Below are 17,804 nucleotides of genomic sequence, written 5' to 3' on the forward strand. Positions count from 1 at the left end.
TTAACCTTTTACTCCACTTATTGCTACAGATTCTATAATCCATTTTTGGAATATTATAAATACTATTATTATAGGAAGCATTGCAACTACTGACGCTGCCATTATTAGCGGGTAATCAGTTTGTATTGCATATGTTGCATTAAATGATTGTATAACAGTTTGAATAGTCATTTTTTCTGGTGTACTTATATATATTGCAGGCGCTAAGAAATCGTTCCATATTCCCATAAACCAAAGTATTATCTGAGCTGATAAAGCTGGACCAGTAAGAGGGAATATTATTTTATAATATATTTTGAAGAAGGAACATCCATCTATCTTAGCTGCATCTATGATGTCATTAGGAATTCCTTGGATGTATTGTCTTAAGAAGAATATCATTGTAACATTACCAAACAAACCTGGCACTATAAGAGGTAATAACGAATCTACCCATCCAATTTTAGAAAAGAAAACAAATTGAGGTATCATTACAACTGGAAAAGGTATCATCATAGTACCCAATAAAGCTAAAAATATCTTATTTTTATGAGGAAAATTTAACTTAGCAAAACTAAAAGCAGCAAGACTTGATGTAAATGTACCTACTACAGTTACAGTTATACCAACCTTTAAACTGTTAATGAATCCACTTAGTAAAGGTCCCTTTTCCCATATTTCAGAGTACTTTCCCCATACAAAAGGTTTTGGTATCCAAACCGGTGGTAATTGGAATACTTGAAGCTTCTCTTTTACAGAAGTAGAAACCATCCAAAGTAGTGGCACAATCATCACTAGTGATCCAGCTAACAATATAAGAAAAATAATTATATTAGCTAACTGAGTTCTTCTTCTCATTCCTGACATCTCATATTTGGGTTTCTTTTTTGTTATTTCAGTATTTAGCATTTATATCACCTCTTTCTTGTTAGCTCTCAAAGAATGTATCATTGTTTCTGAATTGAATTAAAGTAACGATAAATATGAATATTGCAAGAAGCCACGCAACAGCACATGCATATCCCATTTGATAATTTTTAAACGCCTTGTCCCATAAATAATAAACCACGGTAGCAGCACTATAATTAACTCCACCATTATCTGTCATTATCATTGGTTCAACAAACATTTGTGATCCACCTATTATCCCTGTAATAACCATATAAAAAGTAACCGGTTTTAATAGAGGAATTGTAATATATTTAAATATATTGAAAGAAGTTGCTCCATCAAGTTGAGCTGCTTCATAATAGTCTTTTGAAATGCTTTGTATACCAGCTAGATATAAAAGCATTGATCCTCCTAAGCCTTTCCATATAGCCATACCAATTATCGCTGGCTTAACAGTAGCTTCGTTATACAACCAGTTTGGCCCTTTTATATGGAACCAGCCTTCTAATAATTGATTTAACAAACCATAGTCTCCGTTATATACCCATCTCCATAAAATAGATACAGCCGCAACAGAAGATATAACAGGTATATAATAAATTACTCTAAAAGCTTTCACTCCGAATATCTTTCTATTCATCATAAGCGCTAAGGCTAAAGCTAAAATTAGTCCGATAGGAATACCAATCATCATAAATAATGTATTAAAAAGTGCTCTCCAAAAATTAACATCATTAAACATATCTTTAAAGTTCTGAAGTCCTACAAAATGTATATCACCTATTGAGCTCCAATCAGTGAATCCTGCATAAAGCGAAAACATTAACGGGCCAAAGGCAAAAAGGAAAAAACCAAGAACTGGTGCAAGAACAAACAATAGACCTGCTTTACGCTCTTTAGCATAATAGTCTGATTTTATAGCCATGATTCCACCACCTATTATTATATTAATTACCGCGCTTACCTTATTATTTCTAGCTATTTTTTAGATTTAAGTACTTAATCTTTATCTATTGAAGAAGAATAATAATCTCTTCTACAATAGATAAATGATTAATTTCAATTATTTCTTCTTTTCTTTCTTTTCTCTTTCAATTGCTTTGTCTAAAAGTTCTTGCATCTTAGGTTGAACTTCCTTACAATATGCTGCCGCTGTCTTCTTACCATCTAAAACTGGTTGAATTCCTTCAAAGAATTTATTGATCCATTCAGCATTATAAGTATATTCTGCTGGCATTGATCTACCAGTGTTTTCAATTATATTTAAGAATTCTGCCTTGTTTTCTGGTTGAATATCTTTGTTATTTACATATTCATTTTTAGCCATTGACATCAAGTTTGGCACTTGAATTTGCATATCAGAAACCATCTTATTAGCATCTTTATCAGTTGATAAGAATATTGCTAAGTTAACTGCTTCTTGTGGGTGTTTTGTATTTGCTCCAACTGCGAATCCAACTGATCCAAGCCATGTTGCAGATTTTCCAGTTGCCGGACTTGCTGGATATGGTATTATATCATATTTGAATGGTAGATCTTTAAATGCAGCTATATCCCATGGTGCAACAGCAAAGAATGCTAATTGTCCCTTTATCCATCTTTGATAAGTATCTAATGTTTGACCTTCTGCTGAAGATGGTGTTATCTTATTTACATTTGTTTGATCAGCGAAGAATTGTAACGCTTCAGCAAATTTAGGATCATCAACGGTTACTTTTGTCTTTGATTCATCTAAGAAATCAGCACCATTACTCCATACAAAACTTTGAAGTGTCCAGTTAACATTTAATCCAGTTCCCCATTGATCATTCTTACCATCACCGTTTGTATCCTTAGTAAGCTTTTTGCAAACATCTATCCATTCTTGCCATGTATAAGGCTTAGTTTTATCTGGAAGAGGAATTCCAGCCTTTATAAACATGTCCTTGTTGTATCCAAAGCCGAAAGGTCCTATATCCTTAGGTAAAGCATATTGATCTCCTTGACCAATCTTTTCACCATCATATTTATATTTCGCAAGTCCTTTTGGCCATATATCAGATAAATCTAATATTTTAGCTTCTTCTGCCTTTTTAAGATAAGGTGTCATATCTAATATGTTCCCTGAATTAACCCAAGCTTTTACATCTCCTGGATTCATGTATAGTACGTCAGGTAGTTTCTTTGATGCCATTGAAGCTTGCATTTTTTGCCCATACTGATCTGCTGTTGTTGAAACTATCTTAACCTTTACATTAGGATATTTAGTTTCAAATTTCTTTATTACTTGATCAAAAACCTTAGTTTCTTGTGGTTGTCCATAACACATCCAAGTAAGTTCGATTTTTCCATCAGCTGAAGCAGTATCTTTCTTATTTCCACAACCTACAAATACTGACGCTACTACTACTGCAGTAATAAGAATTGACATTATTTTCTTTGATCTCTTTAACATACATTCTCCCCCTTGATAGTTTTAAACGTAGAATTTTAATGATTTGTAAAATTATTTAGTTTAGGCCTATACTTTCATGAGTTTAAAGCTTTTAACTCATTTTTCTTTTGTTTTAATATTATGTGAAATAATATTAGGCTTGTCTTTATTTTTCCTACTTTTTAAACATAAAAAGTCGAAAAACATTTTGTACTTTCAAATTTTTCAATTTTAGTGTATAATTTTCTAGTAAACATTTTCATTTTCGTTAAAAAAAATATTTATTTTTTCACTATTATTGTTTTTTCATTTGTTCGTTCCTTGATTATATTATAACTCGTATAAATATTAAGTCAATGCTTTATTTTAAATTTATTTAAAATATTTTATATTATATTAAATCAACTGTATTAAACCTTTACTCGAACAGGTTAATACAAGCTTTAAAGCATATTTAGTTTACATCATATTAAATATAATCTCCTTAAATTATATCTTTTTTGTACAAAAAGTCTTTTCAAATTCAGTGATCACGCCTTAATTTCTCGAATTATCAAAAAAATATGAATCAGTTTAAAATATTCTAAAAAGAAATCAGGATATACTTTAAACTTTATTGAATTAATAGAATACAATTTAATATAAAAACTGTTTTTTAAGACTTTGGCAGGTACACATTACAGAATTATAAGATAAATGTATATCAGAACTCACTAAATATATGATGTGGCGATAATAAATCATAACCTTGCACCACATTAAATTTATTATATCCAAAGATATATTTGTACGGACATTTATACTATTAATATTACAGCATTGAGCATACAAGTCAATAATTTTTAAGAAAATATTTTACATTTTTATTTAATTATACGTTTTCATTATATATTAACTTAAAGCATATACTATTTTATGTTATTTAATTAGAACTTAAAAGCTTAATTATATATTATTTTAAATTTAACTTTATCATTTTCATACTAGTTTTATACACAAATAACCAGTAAAGCAAAAAAATAAGGAGAAATATAAATTTCCTCCCCACCTTGCTTTCATATACTCTTTTTACACATACATCTTAACCAATTCTTATCTTCGATCAAGTCAGTTTCTATCTTTTCAAAACCTACATCCTTTAACAAAATCTCTAGTTCATTAGAACTAAATATATTCATACTCCCTAATTCCTCAAACTTTTCATTTCTATCTTTAAACTTATCACTTCTATACATTTCATTTATAATTACAAATGTTCCCCCAATTTTTAATATTCTTTTTATCTCTTTAAAAGAATCCTTAATATCTGGCCAAAAATATACTGTCTCTATAGCAGTAATTAAATCAAATTTTTCATTTTTAAACGGGATACTTTCAACCGTTCCCTGGAATATTTCCACTTTATTTTCATCAATATATTTTCTATTTAAACCAATAGACCATTTAACACAATCATCTGAATAATCCATACCATAGACTTTTCCACTCTCAACCTTTTCCGCTAATCGATTTACTGTTTTTCCTCCTCCACAGCCAACATCTAAAATAACAAAATTATTATTTATATCAACTTTATCAAGTCCCCAAGTAGTGAGATTATAATGGCCTTCATTCATATTTTCAACAACTATTTTCCCTACATCACCAGTAGGCTTTCTACATTGATCCAATCTTCTAGCAATCTCGCTCATATACAACACCCTTTCTAATTTACTAGCCTCTAAAGTGTTTCATCTTTATCTATAAAGTTTTCAATATAACTTCTTCCAGGTCTATTCTTGGTCTTGCAATAGGTTCCTCATCAGGATAACCAACCGGAAGCAATGCTACAACTTCATATCTATCCTCTAGTTTCAACATTCTTTTCACCTTAACAACATCAAACAATCTTATCCAACAACTCCCTAATCCTAAATCAACTGCTTTTAGCACCACATGTTCTAATGAAATACCAGCATTAAGATATAAGTACGCCATTAACGTAGAATCATCCCATTCACTTCTCTTCTTGTTATACTCTATCACAGCTTTTTCTTGTTCGCTAAGTTTAGAAAAATCTATTTCATCAATCTTAGAAGCATTTGAAAGCTTATATGTTTTTTTGTCTACACAGCAAACTAATACCAAAGGAGCTTTTGACACAAACGGTACAGATGTGCATTCTCCAAGTTCTTTTATCATTTCATCACTCTTAACAATTACATATCTTACCGGTTGCTTATTCGATCCAGAAGGAGCTAGTCTCGCTGCTTCTATTAATTCATTTATTGTAGAATCAGAAATTTTTTCAGCTTTAAACTTTCTAATACTTCTTCTTTCTTTTAATATTCTTTCCATGTTCATATAAAATATCTCCTCAAATAACTATATATAGATTAGATAATTGAATCTAAAAATTATTTTAGAACTCAAAAGTTGTTACCTTACTATACTTACTCTTGTTTTCGAACCATTCACTAGCAAGCATTCCATAACGATACGAATCATGCCAAATCGGCTTGCCATCAGCAGTTTTCTTAAAAAACACATTTTGTAAAAACAATCCCTCTCTACGCATTTTTAGACGCTCTAACAGTCTCCAAGACTTTGTATTGTTCATATTAACCCCTGCAGTTATTCTATGAGCTTTAAGCTCTTCAAATGCATATTCAAGCATCTTAAAGCTCGCTTCTGTTGCATAACCACGTCCATAATATTTAGGGTTAAAAACATATCCAATCTCCCAAGTCATAAAATCCTCCGGTTCTTGCTTTTGAAAATATAAATTCCCGATCATCTTATTATCTTCTTTTAGACAAACTGCCCAAAAACAACTTTCTTCACCTTGAGTTTCTCTATTTTTCGCAGCATTAACACTATCTTCTTCATTAAACACCTCGTACGGCTCATAAAATATAACATTAGGTATGCACATATACTCATATAAATCTTTCCAATCATCAGTTTTAAATCTTCGTATTACTAATCTATCAGTTATAAATTCTTTCATTCAGTTACCCCTCAACTTTCATAATATTATCAAACCCAAAATAGATACCCTACTGATTCCTATTACAATTTACACCACTATATTTTAGCACATATTCCCATGATTTTATTCATTTCAATGCCAATTTGTATAACATTATAATTTACAAACTAATTATTTGGTACTGATCCTTTATATTCGATTCACACAAGCTAAAATGAGTTGTATTTTCTCACAAATTAACTTGTACTTGGACAAATATACCTTAGTACAATTTACATTCACCAACAAAACCACACTCACCTATTGTTACAAAGTAAAAACTGCCATAATTAATTGATATCAATAAATTACAGCAGTACAATTAAAACAACTTATATAAAGTTAAGCAAATAAAAATAAAAATAAAAAACCCTTAAAGATAAATCTTTAAGGGTTAAACATCAACTTATTAAGCTAAAGTGATATTTTCAGCTTGAGGTCCTTTTGGTCCTTGAGCTACTTCGTAGTTAACTTTTTGACCTTCTTCAAGAGTCTTGTAACCATCTTTTTGGATTTGTGAGAAATGAGCGAAAACGTCTTTTCCATCTTCTCCTGTTATAAATCCGTATCCTTTTTCTGCGTTAAACCATTTAACTGTACCAGTCATTCTGTGTACCTCCGAAATTTTATTTTTTTCTTAAACTTCTGTAATAATTCACAATAAAATTTCGATGTCCTCATAATAATAAGCACTAATTGAAATATATTTGTGTTACATTATTTACGTTTCATTTAAGTTACATACTTATAATAACATTAATATTTATATAAATCAACCTCTTATTTTTAATTCTAGTAATAAAATCTGATTTTTATTGTAAAAGTTGCTCACAAACCCTGTTGTACACCTTTATTCAATAGAAATCAATTAATTTGATATAGGCAACCATATTATAAAATATGTAATATTTTTCTTAAGAATTCCAGCTATATCTAATGTATACTTATCTATTCCACTTATCAAAGTGAATATTTTTCAACTTTTAATTTCTTGTAAATATATGTTATAATTGTATGAAAAAACTTTTTTGTCAAATTGCTTTTTTTATTTATTAATATTTTATAATAAAAGGGAGATTAAAAATTATGGTAGATAAAAAATCTGAGTGGAACGAAAAACAAAAAGCATTAAGATCACTTCTATTAGACAACAGTAAATTCGAACTAGCTATTAAACTATGCCTAGAACAGCACTCTATGGTACATCTTTCTGAAATGTCATCTATACAATCAAATACTTTTGAGGATGATTTATGGGAAGACCTAGATGAAACCTCTTTAAGAACTTCTACTAATGAGAAAGGTAGAACTATTTTATATGGTTTGTGGCATTCAGCCAGAATTGAGGATATTACAATGAATATTCTTGTAGCCAGTGGTGAACAGGTAATTAATACTGAAAATTGGCTAAAAAAAACACGCTCTCCAATCTCTACTACTGGAAACGAACTTAATTCCATAGAAATTTTAGAATTTAGTAAAAGTTTAGATATAAACGAACTTCGCAACTATAGAATAGCTGTAGGAAGAAACTCTCAACAAATCATTAGAAATCTTACATTTGAAGATCTAAAAAGAAAATTTTCTAAGGAAGCTCTAAATAGAATCATTGAAGAAAAAGCTGTTTCTAATGTTCCTACTGCAAATTGGCTTATTGATTTCTGGAGCAAAAAAACTGTTTCTGGTATCCTACTTATGCCAGTTACACGACATCATATAGTTCATATAAACGAATGTTTTAAGGCAAAAAATAAATACCTGAAAGCAAAAGACAAATAAATCTACCCTCATTCCTAAAATCAGTTAAATGTTGAAGTGTTAAATTTCTAAATCAAACTATATTTATCATTACAATAAGTTATTATATTTTCAATGAAGACTCTGGCCTCTCTTTGCCTAACTACCCTAAACTTATACAGAGATTTTTTTGAAGCGGCAGTTCTTATCCTTAATGCTTCTGAAATAATCATTTTATACTTTTCATCCACTACATTAGAAGCAAATTCAGCTGCCTCTACCTTGGAGGTAATTTTATTATTCTCGAAAGTATATAATATCCTACATAATGTTAAAATTGAAAACTCAATCCAGTAATCTGTTATAAAGATAAATTTATTCTTTAGTTTTGTTTTCCAATAAAAATTAAGATTATGGTTCATATTTGTTATAACGTCTTTCCATTCAACATTTAACTGCAAATTCGAAATATCTGGACTCTTTATAGCAATTCCATAGTTTTTTAAAGTCCACCAAGTAACTGAATTTATGTCATAATATCCATACTCATGAAGTTTTCTATCAGCAAAGTATAAATATGGTGAAATCTCATTATTTCCTTTACCTACTTCATCAAATTTAATATACATAACTTCCATCTTTCTAGCATATTTGTATGCATTAATAAGTTTTTGATGAATTAATTTTAACTTTTTTAAATCCACATCATTAAAATCTTCATTAATTACAGTGATAAAGTCTATATCACTTTTATTATCATCAAAATTTCCTAGCGCTACTGAATTATATATGTATACTCCAAAAACTTTATCATTAAAAGTACACTTTAACTCATTCTCATAAGCAAAAAGTACTTGCTCAATATTTTGAGGAATTAATATAGTCATTTTTTCTCCTTCTATAAATCTTACTTACTATTGATTTAACATATGGTAATATTATACATAATATTTTATCAATAAGACAAGTTAATTCACATAAATTTAATACTTTAGATACATATACTAAAAAAAGCTAACAAAATAATCAAATTTGCTAGCTTTAAATTAATATAAAAATCATATTCTTTCTTAGTAAAATACAAAAAAGCCACTACTTTGATATTATAAGCATATCAAAGTAATGACTTTTACATTAAAGCTTTCTCGCTAATTGATCTAAAATATTTGCATTAGCACTTAATTCTTGGATTGAAGCCGATATTTCTTCAAAAGCTGTTGCCTGAGATTCAAAAATAGTGCTTGTGTCACTCACTTTCGTTGAAATCTTTCCAACTGATCCTTCAATCTTTGTAAGCACACCATTTATCTTTTTTATCGACTCACTGCTTGAAGCTGATAGTTTTCTAATTTCTTGTGCTACTACTCCGAATCCCTTACCGAGATCACCAGCTCTTGCAGCTTCAATAGCCGCATTTATCCCTAACAGATTAGTTTGATGCGAAACATTTTCTACAAATTTTAAAATATCATCTGTACCTTTTGTACTTTCTTTTGCAACCTTTACCTCACTTAAAATTTCATTATTGGAGTTAACAACGTTCTGTACTCCTTCTGTTAAACTTTGAATAGATGCAGAAATCTGTTCAAGTGAAGCTGCTAAAGCTTCAGAGGTTGAAAGAACTTGATTTCTTTTTTCTAAAGATTTACCTACCACAATTGAACCGACTACTTTATTATTATCATTCTTTATAGGAATCGCATATGACTTAAAAGGTACTCCGTATACTTCTTTCGGAACATCCATTATGATTGTTTTTCCTGAAGTGATCGCTTTATGTATTGCACCACCTTTAGGAATTATGTCTCCTTCTTTAGCTTTAATATGTAAGTTACTGCAATTTTCAACTAATAAATATTTATCTTCATCTGTAATCGCAAAAGATGCTTCATCATCAAATAATACCATTAAATATGGTAATGCTGTGTTAAATGCTTCTAGCACTTCATTTTCTGATATTTTTAACATAATAAATCCCCCTAATGATTTCTTATAAGTCATATATAATCTTTCGTTCATAAACAGTAAAACTTTAACATATATCCTTTTGATTACTAATATTATGTTTTAATACAAAAACTAATTTACAAATAAAATTAACTAAAGTTATATTTTATAATATTTAATACTTTTAAGAAATCCAGTTCTTAATCTTTAAAATTATATATGCAATAAGAAGAATCCAAATCAGAATTATTACACTAGCAAAGAAATAACTTTTCTTTTTTATTTTATTATACTGTTTCTCAGCATCAATTCTACACTCATCCATAACATTCTTTGGTATAAGTCTAACAGCTAAAGCAATTCCTAAAGGAAGAATTATAAGATCATCAAGAAAGCCTATAACAGGAATAAAGTCTGGTATAAGATCTATTGGGCTTAATGCATACCCAACTACAGCCATAATAATTATTTTCGTATATATTGGAATATCTTTTCTTTTATAGGCCAAGTATAAGGCCCCGATTTCTTTTTTTAGATTCTTGCCTTTCCCAGTAAACTTCCTTATAGAAATTCCTAATCCCCTCGAGATCTTTCTAATCATGATTCCTCCTAATTTTGCACCACAAATATTTATAACTTAATTAGTATAATTATAATAAACAGCCTTATATTTGTAAAATTTTCTTTTATGGAATAATTTAGACATAAAATATGGTTTTATTACAAATACTTATGATAAGAAATATAGATAAAGAGTTCCTGCATCGAAACTTAATTTATACTTGTTCGAAAGTTGCGGCTTCTGGCGATTTTCTTGCATGTATAAATTAATAGTTGAGTTTAGGAACTTTATAGACTACTTCAACTTGAAAATACAATTTAATAGTGAAGTTATTTATCTATATATAGTAGGAGGTGATACTGTGCAATTTATAATGAATCTCTTCAATAGCTATAGTTACGCTATTTTATTTATAAGTTTGACATTAGAACTTATAGCATTTCCGCTTCCAGGAGAAATAATGATGACATACTGTGGTTTTCTCATATATGAATCTAAACTTAATCTCATACTTAGTGTTTCATCAGCTACCTTTGGTGTAATATTAGGAATAACTATTTCCTACATAATAGGAAGTAAATTAGGCATTGAATTTATTAATAAATATTTTTCATACTTTCATATAGATAAAAGAAACTTAGAGAAACCATCAAATTGGTTCAACTCCTATGGAAATAATTTATTAATTTTCTCCTACTTCATTCCAGGGGTTAGGCATATTACAGGATATTTTTCTGGTATAACTAAAATATCTTATAAAAAATTTGCTATAAATGCATATCTAGGTGCATTTATTTGGACTTCTACTTTTATATCCATAGGTATGTTTTTAGGTCCGAATTGGGAAAAACTTGATAGCTATATGTCAAAATATATGTCCTATATTTTTCTTATACTGCTTATGGTTATTGGAAGTATATATTCATATAAAAATCATGGATTTAAACTGGCAAAGTTTAGTTATAAAATACTCAACAATACCTTTATATATGTATATTCTTTCGCCAGAAATCGTAATGTTATGAGTATATTAACTCTCGCACTAATAGGAATTTTTGCACTAATTGTAGGAATAGTTCAAGACTATATAACATCTGATTTAAATCAATTTAATTTAGTAGCAACATATTATATCAAGGATATTTTTTCAAGTAGTTTATCAAAGTTTATTACCATATTAACCTTCTTGACTTCAAACACATTTATAGTTATTTTAATATTCTTGATAGCTATGTTAATAATTAAAAAAAGCTCCACTCCATGGCTTGAACTACAATTTCTATTCACTACTATAATAGGTGGAGAAATATTATGCATATCCTTAAATACCATATTTAAGCGGTTAAACCCAATATCAAACTACTATAGTAATATAGACTACACTTTCCCTAGCCATGAAGGTTTAATTTCAATCGTTGCATATGGTTTTTCTGCCTTCGTACTATTAAAATACATAGAAAAACATTTGTCTGCTATAATTTTAATCGCATCAACTTTATTAATATGTTTATTATGTGGAATTTCACCTATTTTATCTAATATGGAAAATCCAAGTTCAATTTATAATGGATATGTTTTCGGATTAGTATGGCTTACATTAAACTTAATCTTACTAGATATATATAAGATAATAAATAGTAATCCAAAGTTATCTAACTTATAATAAAACAAATAGTGAAAATTCTAGTAATAAACCTAATATTCTTTGCTAGAACAATCCGAAGTCTACTTTAAAAAAACTCTGCCGAATTCAAGGCAGAGTTTTTAATTCATGAAGATTATGTAATTTTTAACCACAATATAGATTTTATTCTCAAACCGCTCAAATTTAACTATTATAATCTATAAAGAACTCTATATCTATCAAACACTTTCTTATGTTTTTATTCTTAGTTGTTGATTGAGCTTGTATTACTAATTTTCTTATAGCCTTAATATCAAGTTCATAAGCATTAAGATTATTAACGTTATCCTTAATAAATCTATATAACTCCAAAACTTCTAGTTCATTTATTTCCACATTTCTTAATTTATTAATTAAGTCAACAGCTTGTTCCACACCCGTATTATTAATACTTTTAGGTATTTCTAACAAATCAATATTTCTATGAAAATCAAGAGATTTATTAGCTTTATTTATTATTTTTTTTAAACGTTTCTCTTGGGAAGTTAATAATGGTAATCCAATATTCATTTGCAATTCTATATCTTTAGGCAATTCTATGTCATTTGGTATTTTAAATGATAATTTCCAGCCATTCAGCATTTTCAATAATATTTCATCTTTTTCTAAATCTATTCTATTTAATCCCTGTCTTACTTGTCTAACCAGTTCTAAATCTAAACCAGTATGTTGTCCCAGATGCACTATACCTAGCCTATATACTTTACCCGTCCCCATGTGCTTAATTGTATATCTATACTTTAAAGCTCTTCCACATTCGCATCTCATTTCCCCGGTTTTTGAATCAGCTTCCTCATACTCTAGCAATACCCAATCAAGAAGTTTATTCATAGAAACTTCTGGATCTTCTAAATCATGTTCATCTAGAACAATCCCTAATTTCTTAGCCCAACTATTTAGCCATTGTGTTTTTTTACTTCTCTTAATGTAGTTTTCTAAAAAATCTTTCTGTTCTACATTTAGTATATTATAAGCTTCCTGCAAATTATTTTTGCTGAATATTTTACTCATAAATTACCTACCCACTAATATAAAAATTTTGTGTTTAATTAATGATTTCCTAAAAGTTTTTGAAGTGCTCTTTGCACAGAATCTTTAGATGTTCCCCAAGGTTTATCAGCATTAAGATAGTCAAATTTTTTAATAAACCATTGCAGTTCTTCTTGAAGTCTTTCTAAATTCTTTAAATGTATCTCATTAGTAACTTCATGCATATCAACTATATTTTTCTTATCAGATGATTTTTCTAACTCATTAATCAAATTTATGTAATGATTATTACAAAATCCCCTAGAATCCTTATAAAGTACTCTAAAATCAGTATCCTTTTTCCATAATTCAATGGTTACCATAATATTATCTTTATTGTTTTCATCGAGCTTACTACATATAAAACATTCATAGTCTGCTTTTCCGTTTAAAGGTTTACTAGTTTTTTTTGATAAAGACAATAACTTTTTAACTACTGAATCATCGTTTTTTTGTAGGGTTTTATTTTTATGTAATTTTTTCTTTTCCTCATTTATTATTTTATCTAACATTATTGCAAAACCTAATTTATCACTACCTCTATTTAATTTTTCTATGTGAATTTCACAAAACTTATGCTCATTTCCTATTTTAGGGTAGAAATCAATATCCATTATTCTTTCGCCTAAAATAGAATGCATAAGCTGTTCTTCATAGTTTTTTTCCATAACGCAAAATGGGCACTCAGCCAATTTATTTTCGAAGGTCTCATAAATTTTTATCTCTTCAATCTTTAACTTTTTCATAAATTCTCCCTTAATATACCTATTATACAAATCATATTTTAAATTATAACTCATTTGCATCAAAAAATTTAGTTATTTTAACCTTTTATTATTTATTAATAAGATATACAAACCTTAGTTAATGATTCCACTAACTATTAATGGAGACTAAATTACCATGTTAGATTTTGTTTAAAACTGGTCAATTATAGTTATTTAATTTAATAAAAGTATAGGTGCTGAAACCTGAAATTTTCAGCACCTATACTCTACTATTAAGAATAATAGTAATATTTTTATCTCATTAATTTACGATTTATCAAATCAGGATTATATATTATATCGCTTTCTTATTACTCCACTTACCACATCTATCTCCAAAGCATCCAATTGTACTTTCATTTTCATTAATCCTAACAACTTCACACCTATTAGGGCACCCTTCGCACTCGAAGCTTTTTGATATAAATTTACTATCAGCAAGATTGAATCCTCTGAAATTAGTCTTACCAGTCTTTTCAACTGCTGCTTTAGCAATAAGCGCCGAACCTATAGCTCCCATCATATTATAGTGCTCTGGTACAAAGATCTCAAAACCTAAAGAGCTTTCAAAAGCAGCTTTCATACCTTTGTTTGCTGCTACTCCACCTTGAAAAAACACCTTGGATTCAATATCCTTTCCCTTCCCTATATTATTCAAGTAATTTCTTACTAATGCGTCACATAAACCTCTTATAATATCAGAATCATTATATCCCAATTGCTGTTTATGTATCATATCAGATTCTGCAAACACAGCACATCTACCTGCTATTCTTACAGGTGTTGTAGCCTTAAGCGCGTATTCACCAAACTCTTCAATTGGAATATCTAGTCTTTCTGCCTGCCTATCAAGGAATGAACCGGTACCAGCTGCACATACAGTGTTCATTGCAAAATCAGAAACCACTCCATTTTTTAAAACAATAATTTTTGAATCTTGACCACCAATCTCAATTATTGTTCTTACATCTTTGTCAATTTCTAGAGCTGCTACTGCATGAGCTGTTATCTCGTTTTTTATGGCATCAGCACCTATTAGTGTTGATGCGATATGCCTACCACTTCCAGTTGTTCCTGCAGCATTTACCTCTATTCCATTATATTTTTCTTTTAGAATCTTAAAGCCTTGCTGAATAGCCTTTATTGGTCTTCCCTTAGTCCTCAAATACAGTTTTTCTATTACATTCATTTTATCATCAATAAGCACTAAATCAGTGCTTACAGAACCTACATCTACGCCAAGGTAGTACATCTCATCTTTCTCCTTTCAAGTAAATCTACAAATGCTTCTATTCTTGTGACATATCCTGCCTCTCCGGTCATTTCATCAACAACTAAAGACATTATAGGAAAATCTTTGTCACTGGATATTTTAGGCAAAATAGCTTTCGAAACAATCTCAGGCATACATCCCATTGGAAAAATCTGAATAGCTCCATCACATCCATCTTCATAGGCTAAAACTGCTTCACCAATACATTCTCTAGCATGCCCCCCAATATAAAGTGGCAGATATTTTTTAGACCCCTTTCTTAAATCTAGTGAATTTAATTTAGTTGGAACAAGTGCTGTATTTTTCACCCACCAACTAGGAGTTAATCTTCTTATTGTTGAAACTCCATAATCCATTAATTTATCTTCAATGTATAGATTAGAAAATGGCTCAATTACCGTATATATCTCCCCTATTATTGCAATTTTAATAGGATTCTTTTTACTATCTACAGGTACATTATCCAACTGCTTTTTATAATCTAAAAGGAGCTTTATCATCTGGGATGGATTTGAAGTCTTTAAAGCCTCAACTTTACATTTATGTAGTAATCTTTTACAAGTGCCAGTTTCATTTTCAAAACCAGCAAGATAGTGTGCTTTTGCTTCTATTTCATCAACTAACCTTACCACTCTTAAAGCATCATATAATACTCTTAATTTTTCAAAAGAATTTTTTTCACTAACCGATGATATTTTACTAACTCTAGCAAATAGTTCTTTAATCCCTATTTCTTTTGGAGCATCTATAACTATAAAATCCAAATCATGACCAAGCTTTTTGAGTAGATTCATCTGCATCTCGCAGTATTCTCCAAATCTACAAGGCCCACAGCTTCCAGTTATTATTACAGTGTCTGCCCCTTGCTCAATTGCTTCAATATAGTTTCCAATCATTATTTTAAATGGAAGGCATATTTCTTCAGGCGAGTGTAATGCCCCTATTTCAAGTGATGATTTACTACTCTGATTAGGTATAACATATTCAATGCCAAGGCCATCAAATAAGGCCTTAGCTGCAAGATATACATTACCCATATGTGGAAATGTTATTTTCAAATTAACAGCTCCTTTCTAACATATCAACAAAAGCTTCTACTCTGGTTTCTAGACCTGCTTCCCCAGTATGCTCATCAACCTTTAGAATCATAAAAGGAAAATCTCCAATTTTATCCTTAATAAGCTCCACTATAACTGAATCAATGCCACAAGCGAAGGATGATATATATATTATTCCATTGACCATTTTTTCCTTGGAAGCTTCTAAAGTGAATCCATATGCATTACGAGCAAAAGTCCAAAACGGTCTTTTATATAGATCTTTAACTTTATTATCAATTAAGTTGTCATCTATGAATTCCTCTGTTATAACCCCAACCCCTAATTTATTTAATTTTTTCACTATATTCATGTTTATAAAGTCATCATATAAATTGTAGGGATGACCTGCTAAAGCAACATTTATTTTATAATTCTCATTTCTTATTCCAGTTTTGAATTTATTTTGTTCATCTAATGCCTTATCAAAAGCATTTCTTATTTGTGTTCTATTATTTGTGATTGCTTTTCCTGCCTTCTGGGCCCAGTGATAAAGTTCCTTCTCAGAAGCTGCATATATAGGCTCTGATATTGATTCTGTAATACCTGGTATGCTATTTAGAACCATTTCAGGCAAGCCACAAAACTTAGGACATATATATTCTCTTGACCTAAGTTGCATTATTCTTGGTATAACTATAACATCGCATTTATCTTTGAGCATTGCCACGTGACCATGAAAAATTTTTATAGGTAAACAAGCCTCATCTACGCAATACTTTACACCTTCATCCAAAATCTTTTTGTTTGTATCTTCCGATGTTATTATCTCAGCTCCTAGTTCAGTAAAAAATGTATTTAGGAAAGGATGATACTTATAATATAAGAGTCCTTTTGGAATACCAACTTTCATTTTACCCTCCATAAAAAATTACCGAATCGACTTTCTTCAATTATTTCTTTGAGCATTTGCTTTTTCAGAACTTAATGAAGAATCTTGCAGACATCAATTTTTATTTTTTATTCTTTAACCTATATTATTATTTAAGCCTACTACACACACTTATCTACATAATTAATTAAATTGTAGATTCATAAATAAAAAACAAAGTTCCATTAAAGTATTATTATCTATAATTCCAATATTATTCTATTTAGTCATAAAATTTCTTATTTATTTGTAACATTTTATTATCAATATAGTAATTAATATTAAACCCATACGCATATGGTAAGATATCACGAATTATTCCAATGCTTTTTCGTATAAAATTTCAAGTTTCTTAATATCCATTCAATTTATTGAAAGCTCTATATTTAAAATGTATCTTAATAACTTATTAGGCAGAATTATGGTATTATATAAATATTTATTAAAAGTAAAATATTAGAAGTTGCTTAAAAAGAATTTAAGATGTGATATAAATGATAATAAATTCAGAAAGTGAATTGGTAGCTTTAAAGAGAATTGGCAA

Annotated in this window: 17 protein-coding genes; 2 read left to right on the plus strand and 15 right to left on the minus strand. The window is 29.2% G+C overall.

Annotated elements, in window-relative coordinates:
* The 7 genes from J3477_RS01375 to J3477_RS01405 all read right to left on the minus strand — a co-directional run bounded on the left by J3477_RS01375 (position 1) and on the right by J3477_RS01405 (position 6,900).
* Entirely contained in the window at positions 1-888 is an 888-nt protein-coding gene (locus J3477_RS01375) for a carbohydrate ABC transporter permease (RefSeq protein ID WP_206867763.1), read from the minus strand.
* Between the two features lie 19 nt (positions 889-907).
* A complete protein-coding gene (locus J3477_RS01380; protein WP_206867764.1) occupies positions 908-1,795 on the minus strand; it encodes a carbohydrate ABC transporter permease in 888 nt (295 codons plus the stop codon).
* 138 nt (positions 1,796-1,933) lie between these two features.
* Positions 1,934-3,304: an ABC transporter substrate-binding protein gene (locus J3477_RS01385; protein WP_206867765.1), complete on the minus strand. Its 1,371-nt coding sequence runs from the start codon at positions 3,302-3,304 to the stop codon at positions 1,934-1,936.
* 1,034 nt (positions 3,305-4,338) lie between these two features.
* A complete protein-coding gene (locus tag J3477_RS01390) occupies positions 4,339-4,974 on the minus strand; it encodes a class I SAM-dependent methyltransferase (protein ID WP_206867766.1) in 636 nt (211 codons plus the stop codon).
* A 49-nt stretch (positions 4,975-5,023) separates the two neighbouring features.
* Positions 5,024-5,626 (minus strand): nitroreductase family protein, encoded by a 603-nt coding sequence (locus J3477_RS01395; RefSeq protein WP_206867767.1) that lies wholly within the window; start codon positions 5,624-5,626, stop codon positions 5,024-5,026.
* 58 nt (positions 5,627-5,684) lie between these two features.
* Positions 5,685-6,272, minus strand: a complete 588-nt coding sequence (locus tag J3477_RS01400; RefSeq protein ID WP_206867768.1) for a GNAT family N-acetyltransferase — start codon at positions 6,270-6,272, stop codon at positions 5,685-5,687.
* Between the two features lie 430 nt (positions 6,273-6,702).
* The gene (locus J3477_RS01405; RefSeq protein ID WP_183277507.1) at positions 6,703-6,900 is read right to left on the minus strand and encodes a cold-shock protein; all 198 of its coding nucleotides are present in this window, start codon (positions 6,898-6,900) and stop codon (positions 6,703-6,705) included.
* Between the two features lie 479 nt (positions 6,901-7,379).
* Between J3477_RS01405 and J3477_RS01410 the strand changes: the two genes are divergently transcribed.
* Positions 7,380-8,072: a DinB family protein gene (locus J3477_RS01410; RefSeq protein WP_206867769.1), complete on the plus strand. Its 693-nt coding sequence runs from the start codon at positions 7,380-7,382 to the stop codon at positions 8,070-8,072.
* 47 nt (positions 8,073-8,119) lie between these two features.
* Here J3477_RS01410 and J3477_RS01415 read toward each other — a convergent pair whose 3' ends face one another.
* The 3 genes from J3477_RS01415 to J3477_RS01425 form a co-directional block, all read right to left on the minus strand.
* On the minus strand, positions 8,120-8,917 hold the full coding sequence (locus J3477_RS01415; protein ID WP_206867770.1) for an aminoglycoside adenylyltransferase domain-containing protein: 798 nt from the start codon (positions 8,915-8,917) through the stop codon (positions 8,120-8,122).
* Between the two features lie 247 nt (positions 8,918-9,164).
* Positions 9,165-9,998, minus strand: coding sequence for a methyl-accepting chemotaxis protein (locus tag J3477_RS01420; protein ID WP_206867771.1), 834 nt, complete (start codon positions 9,996-9,998; stop codon positions 9,165-9,167).
* A gap of 163 nt (positions 9,999-10,161) precedes the next feature.
* Positions 10,162-10,578, minus strand: a complete 417-nt coding sequence (locus J3477_RS01425) for a YkvA family protein (RefSeq protein ID WP_206867772.1) — start codon at positions 10,576-10,578, stop codon at positions 10,162-10,164.
* 322 nt (positions 10,579-10,900) lie between these two features.
* Between J3477_RS01425 and J3477_RS01430 the strand changes: the two genes are divergently transcribed.
* A complete protein-coding gene (locus J3477_RS01430) occupies positions 10,901-12,202 on the plus strand; it encodes a VTT domain-containing protein (protein ID WP_206867773.1) in 1,302 nt (433 codons plus the stop codon).
* A 165-nt stretch (positions 12,203-12,367) separates the two neighbouring features.
* On the opposite strand, the gene J3477_RS01435 is transcribed toward J3477_RS01430, so the two are convergent.
* The 5 genes from J3477_RS01435 to J3477_RS01455 form a co-directional block, all read right to left on the minus strand.
* The gene (locus J3477_RS01435; protein WP_206867774.1) at positions 12,368-13,234 is read right to left on the minus strand and encodes a hypothetical protein; all 867 of its coding nucleotides are present in this window, start codon (positions 13,232-13,234) and stop codon (positions 12,368-12,370) included.
* Between the two features lie 38 nt (positions 13,235-13,272).
* Entirely contained in the window at positions 13,273-13,998 is a 726-nt protein-coding gene (locus tag J3477_RS01440; RefSeq protein ID WP_206867775.1) for a DUF6062 family protein, read from the minus strand.
* A gap of 316 nt (positions 13,999-14,314) precedes the next feature.
* Positions 14,315-15,271, minus strand: a complete 957-nt coding sequence (locus J3477_RS01445) for an acyl-CoA dehydratase activase (RefSeq protein WP_206867776.1) — start codon at positions 15,269-15,271, stop codon at positions 14,315-14,317.
* Positions 15,253-16,350, minus strand: a complete 1,098-nt coding sequence (locus tag J3477_RS01450) for a 2-hydroxyglutaryl-CoA dehydratase (RefSeq protein WP_206867777.1) — start codon at positions 16,348-16,350, stop codon at positions 15,253-15,255. The genes J3477_RS01445 and J3477_RS01450 overlap by 19 nt, the downstream gene beginning before the upstream one ends.
* Before the next feature lies 1 nt (position 16,351).
* Entirely contained in the window at positions 16,352-17,242 is an 891-nt protein-coding gene (locus J3477_RS01455; RefSeq protein ID WP_206867778.1) for an acyl-CoA dehydratase activase-related protein, read from the minus strand.
* Between the last annotated feature and the right edge of the window lie 562 nt (positions 17,243-17,804).

The organism is Clostridium zeae (assembly GCF_017312485.1).
GTDB classification, from domain to species: domain Bacteria; phylum Bacillota; class Clostridia; order Clostridiales; family Clostridiaceae; genus Clostridium_AR; species Clostridium_AR zeae.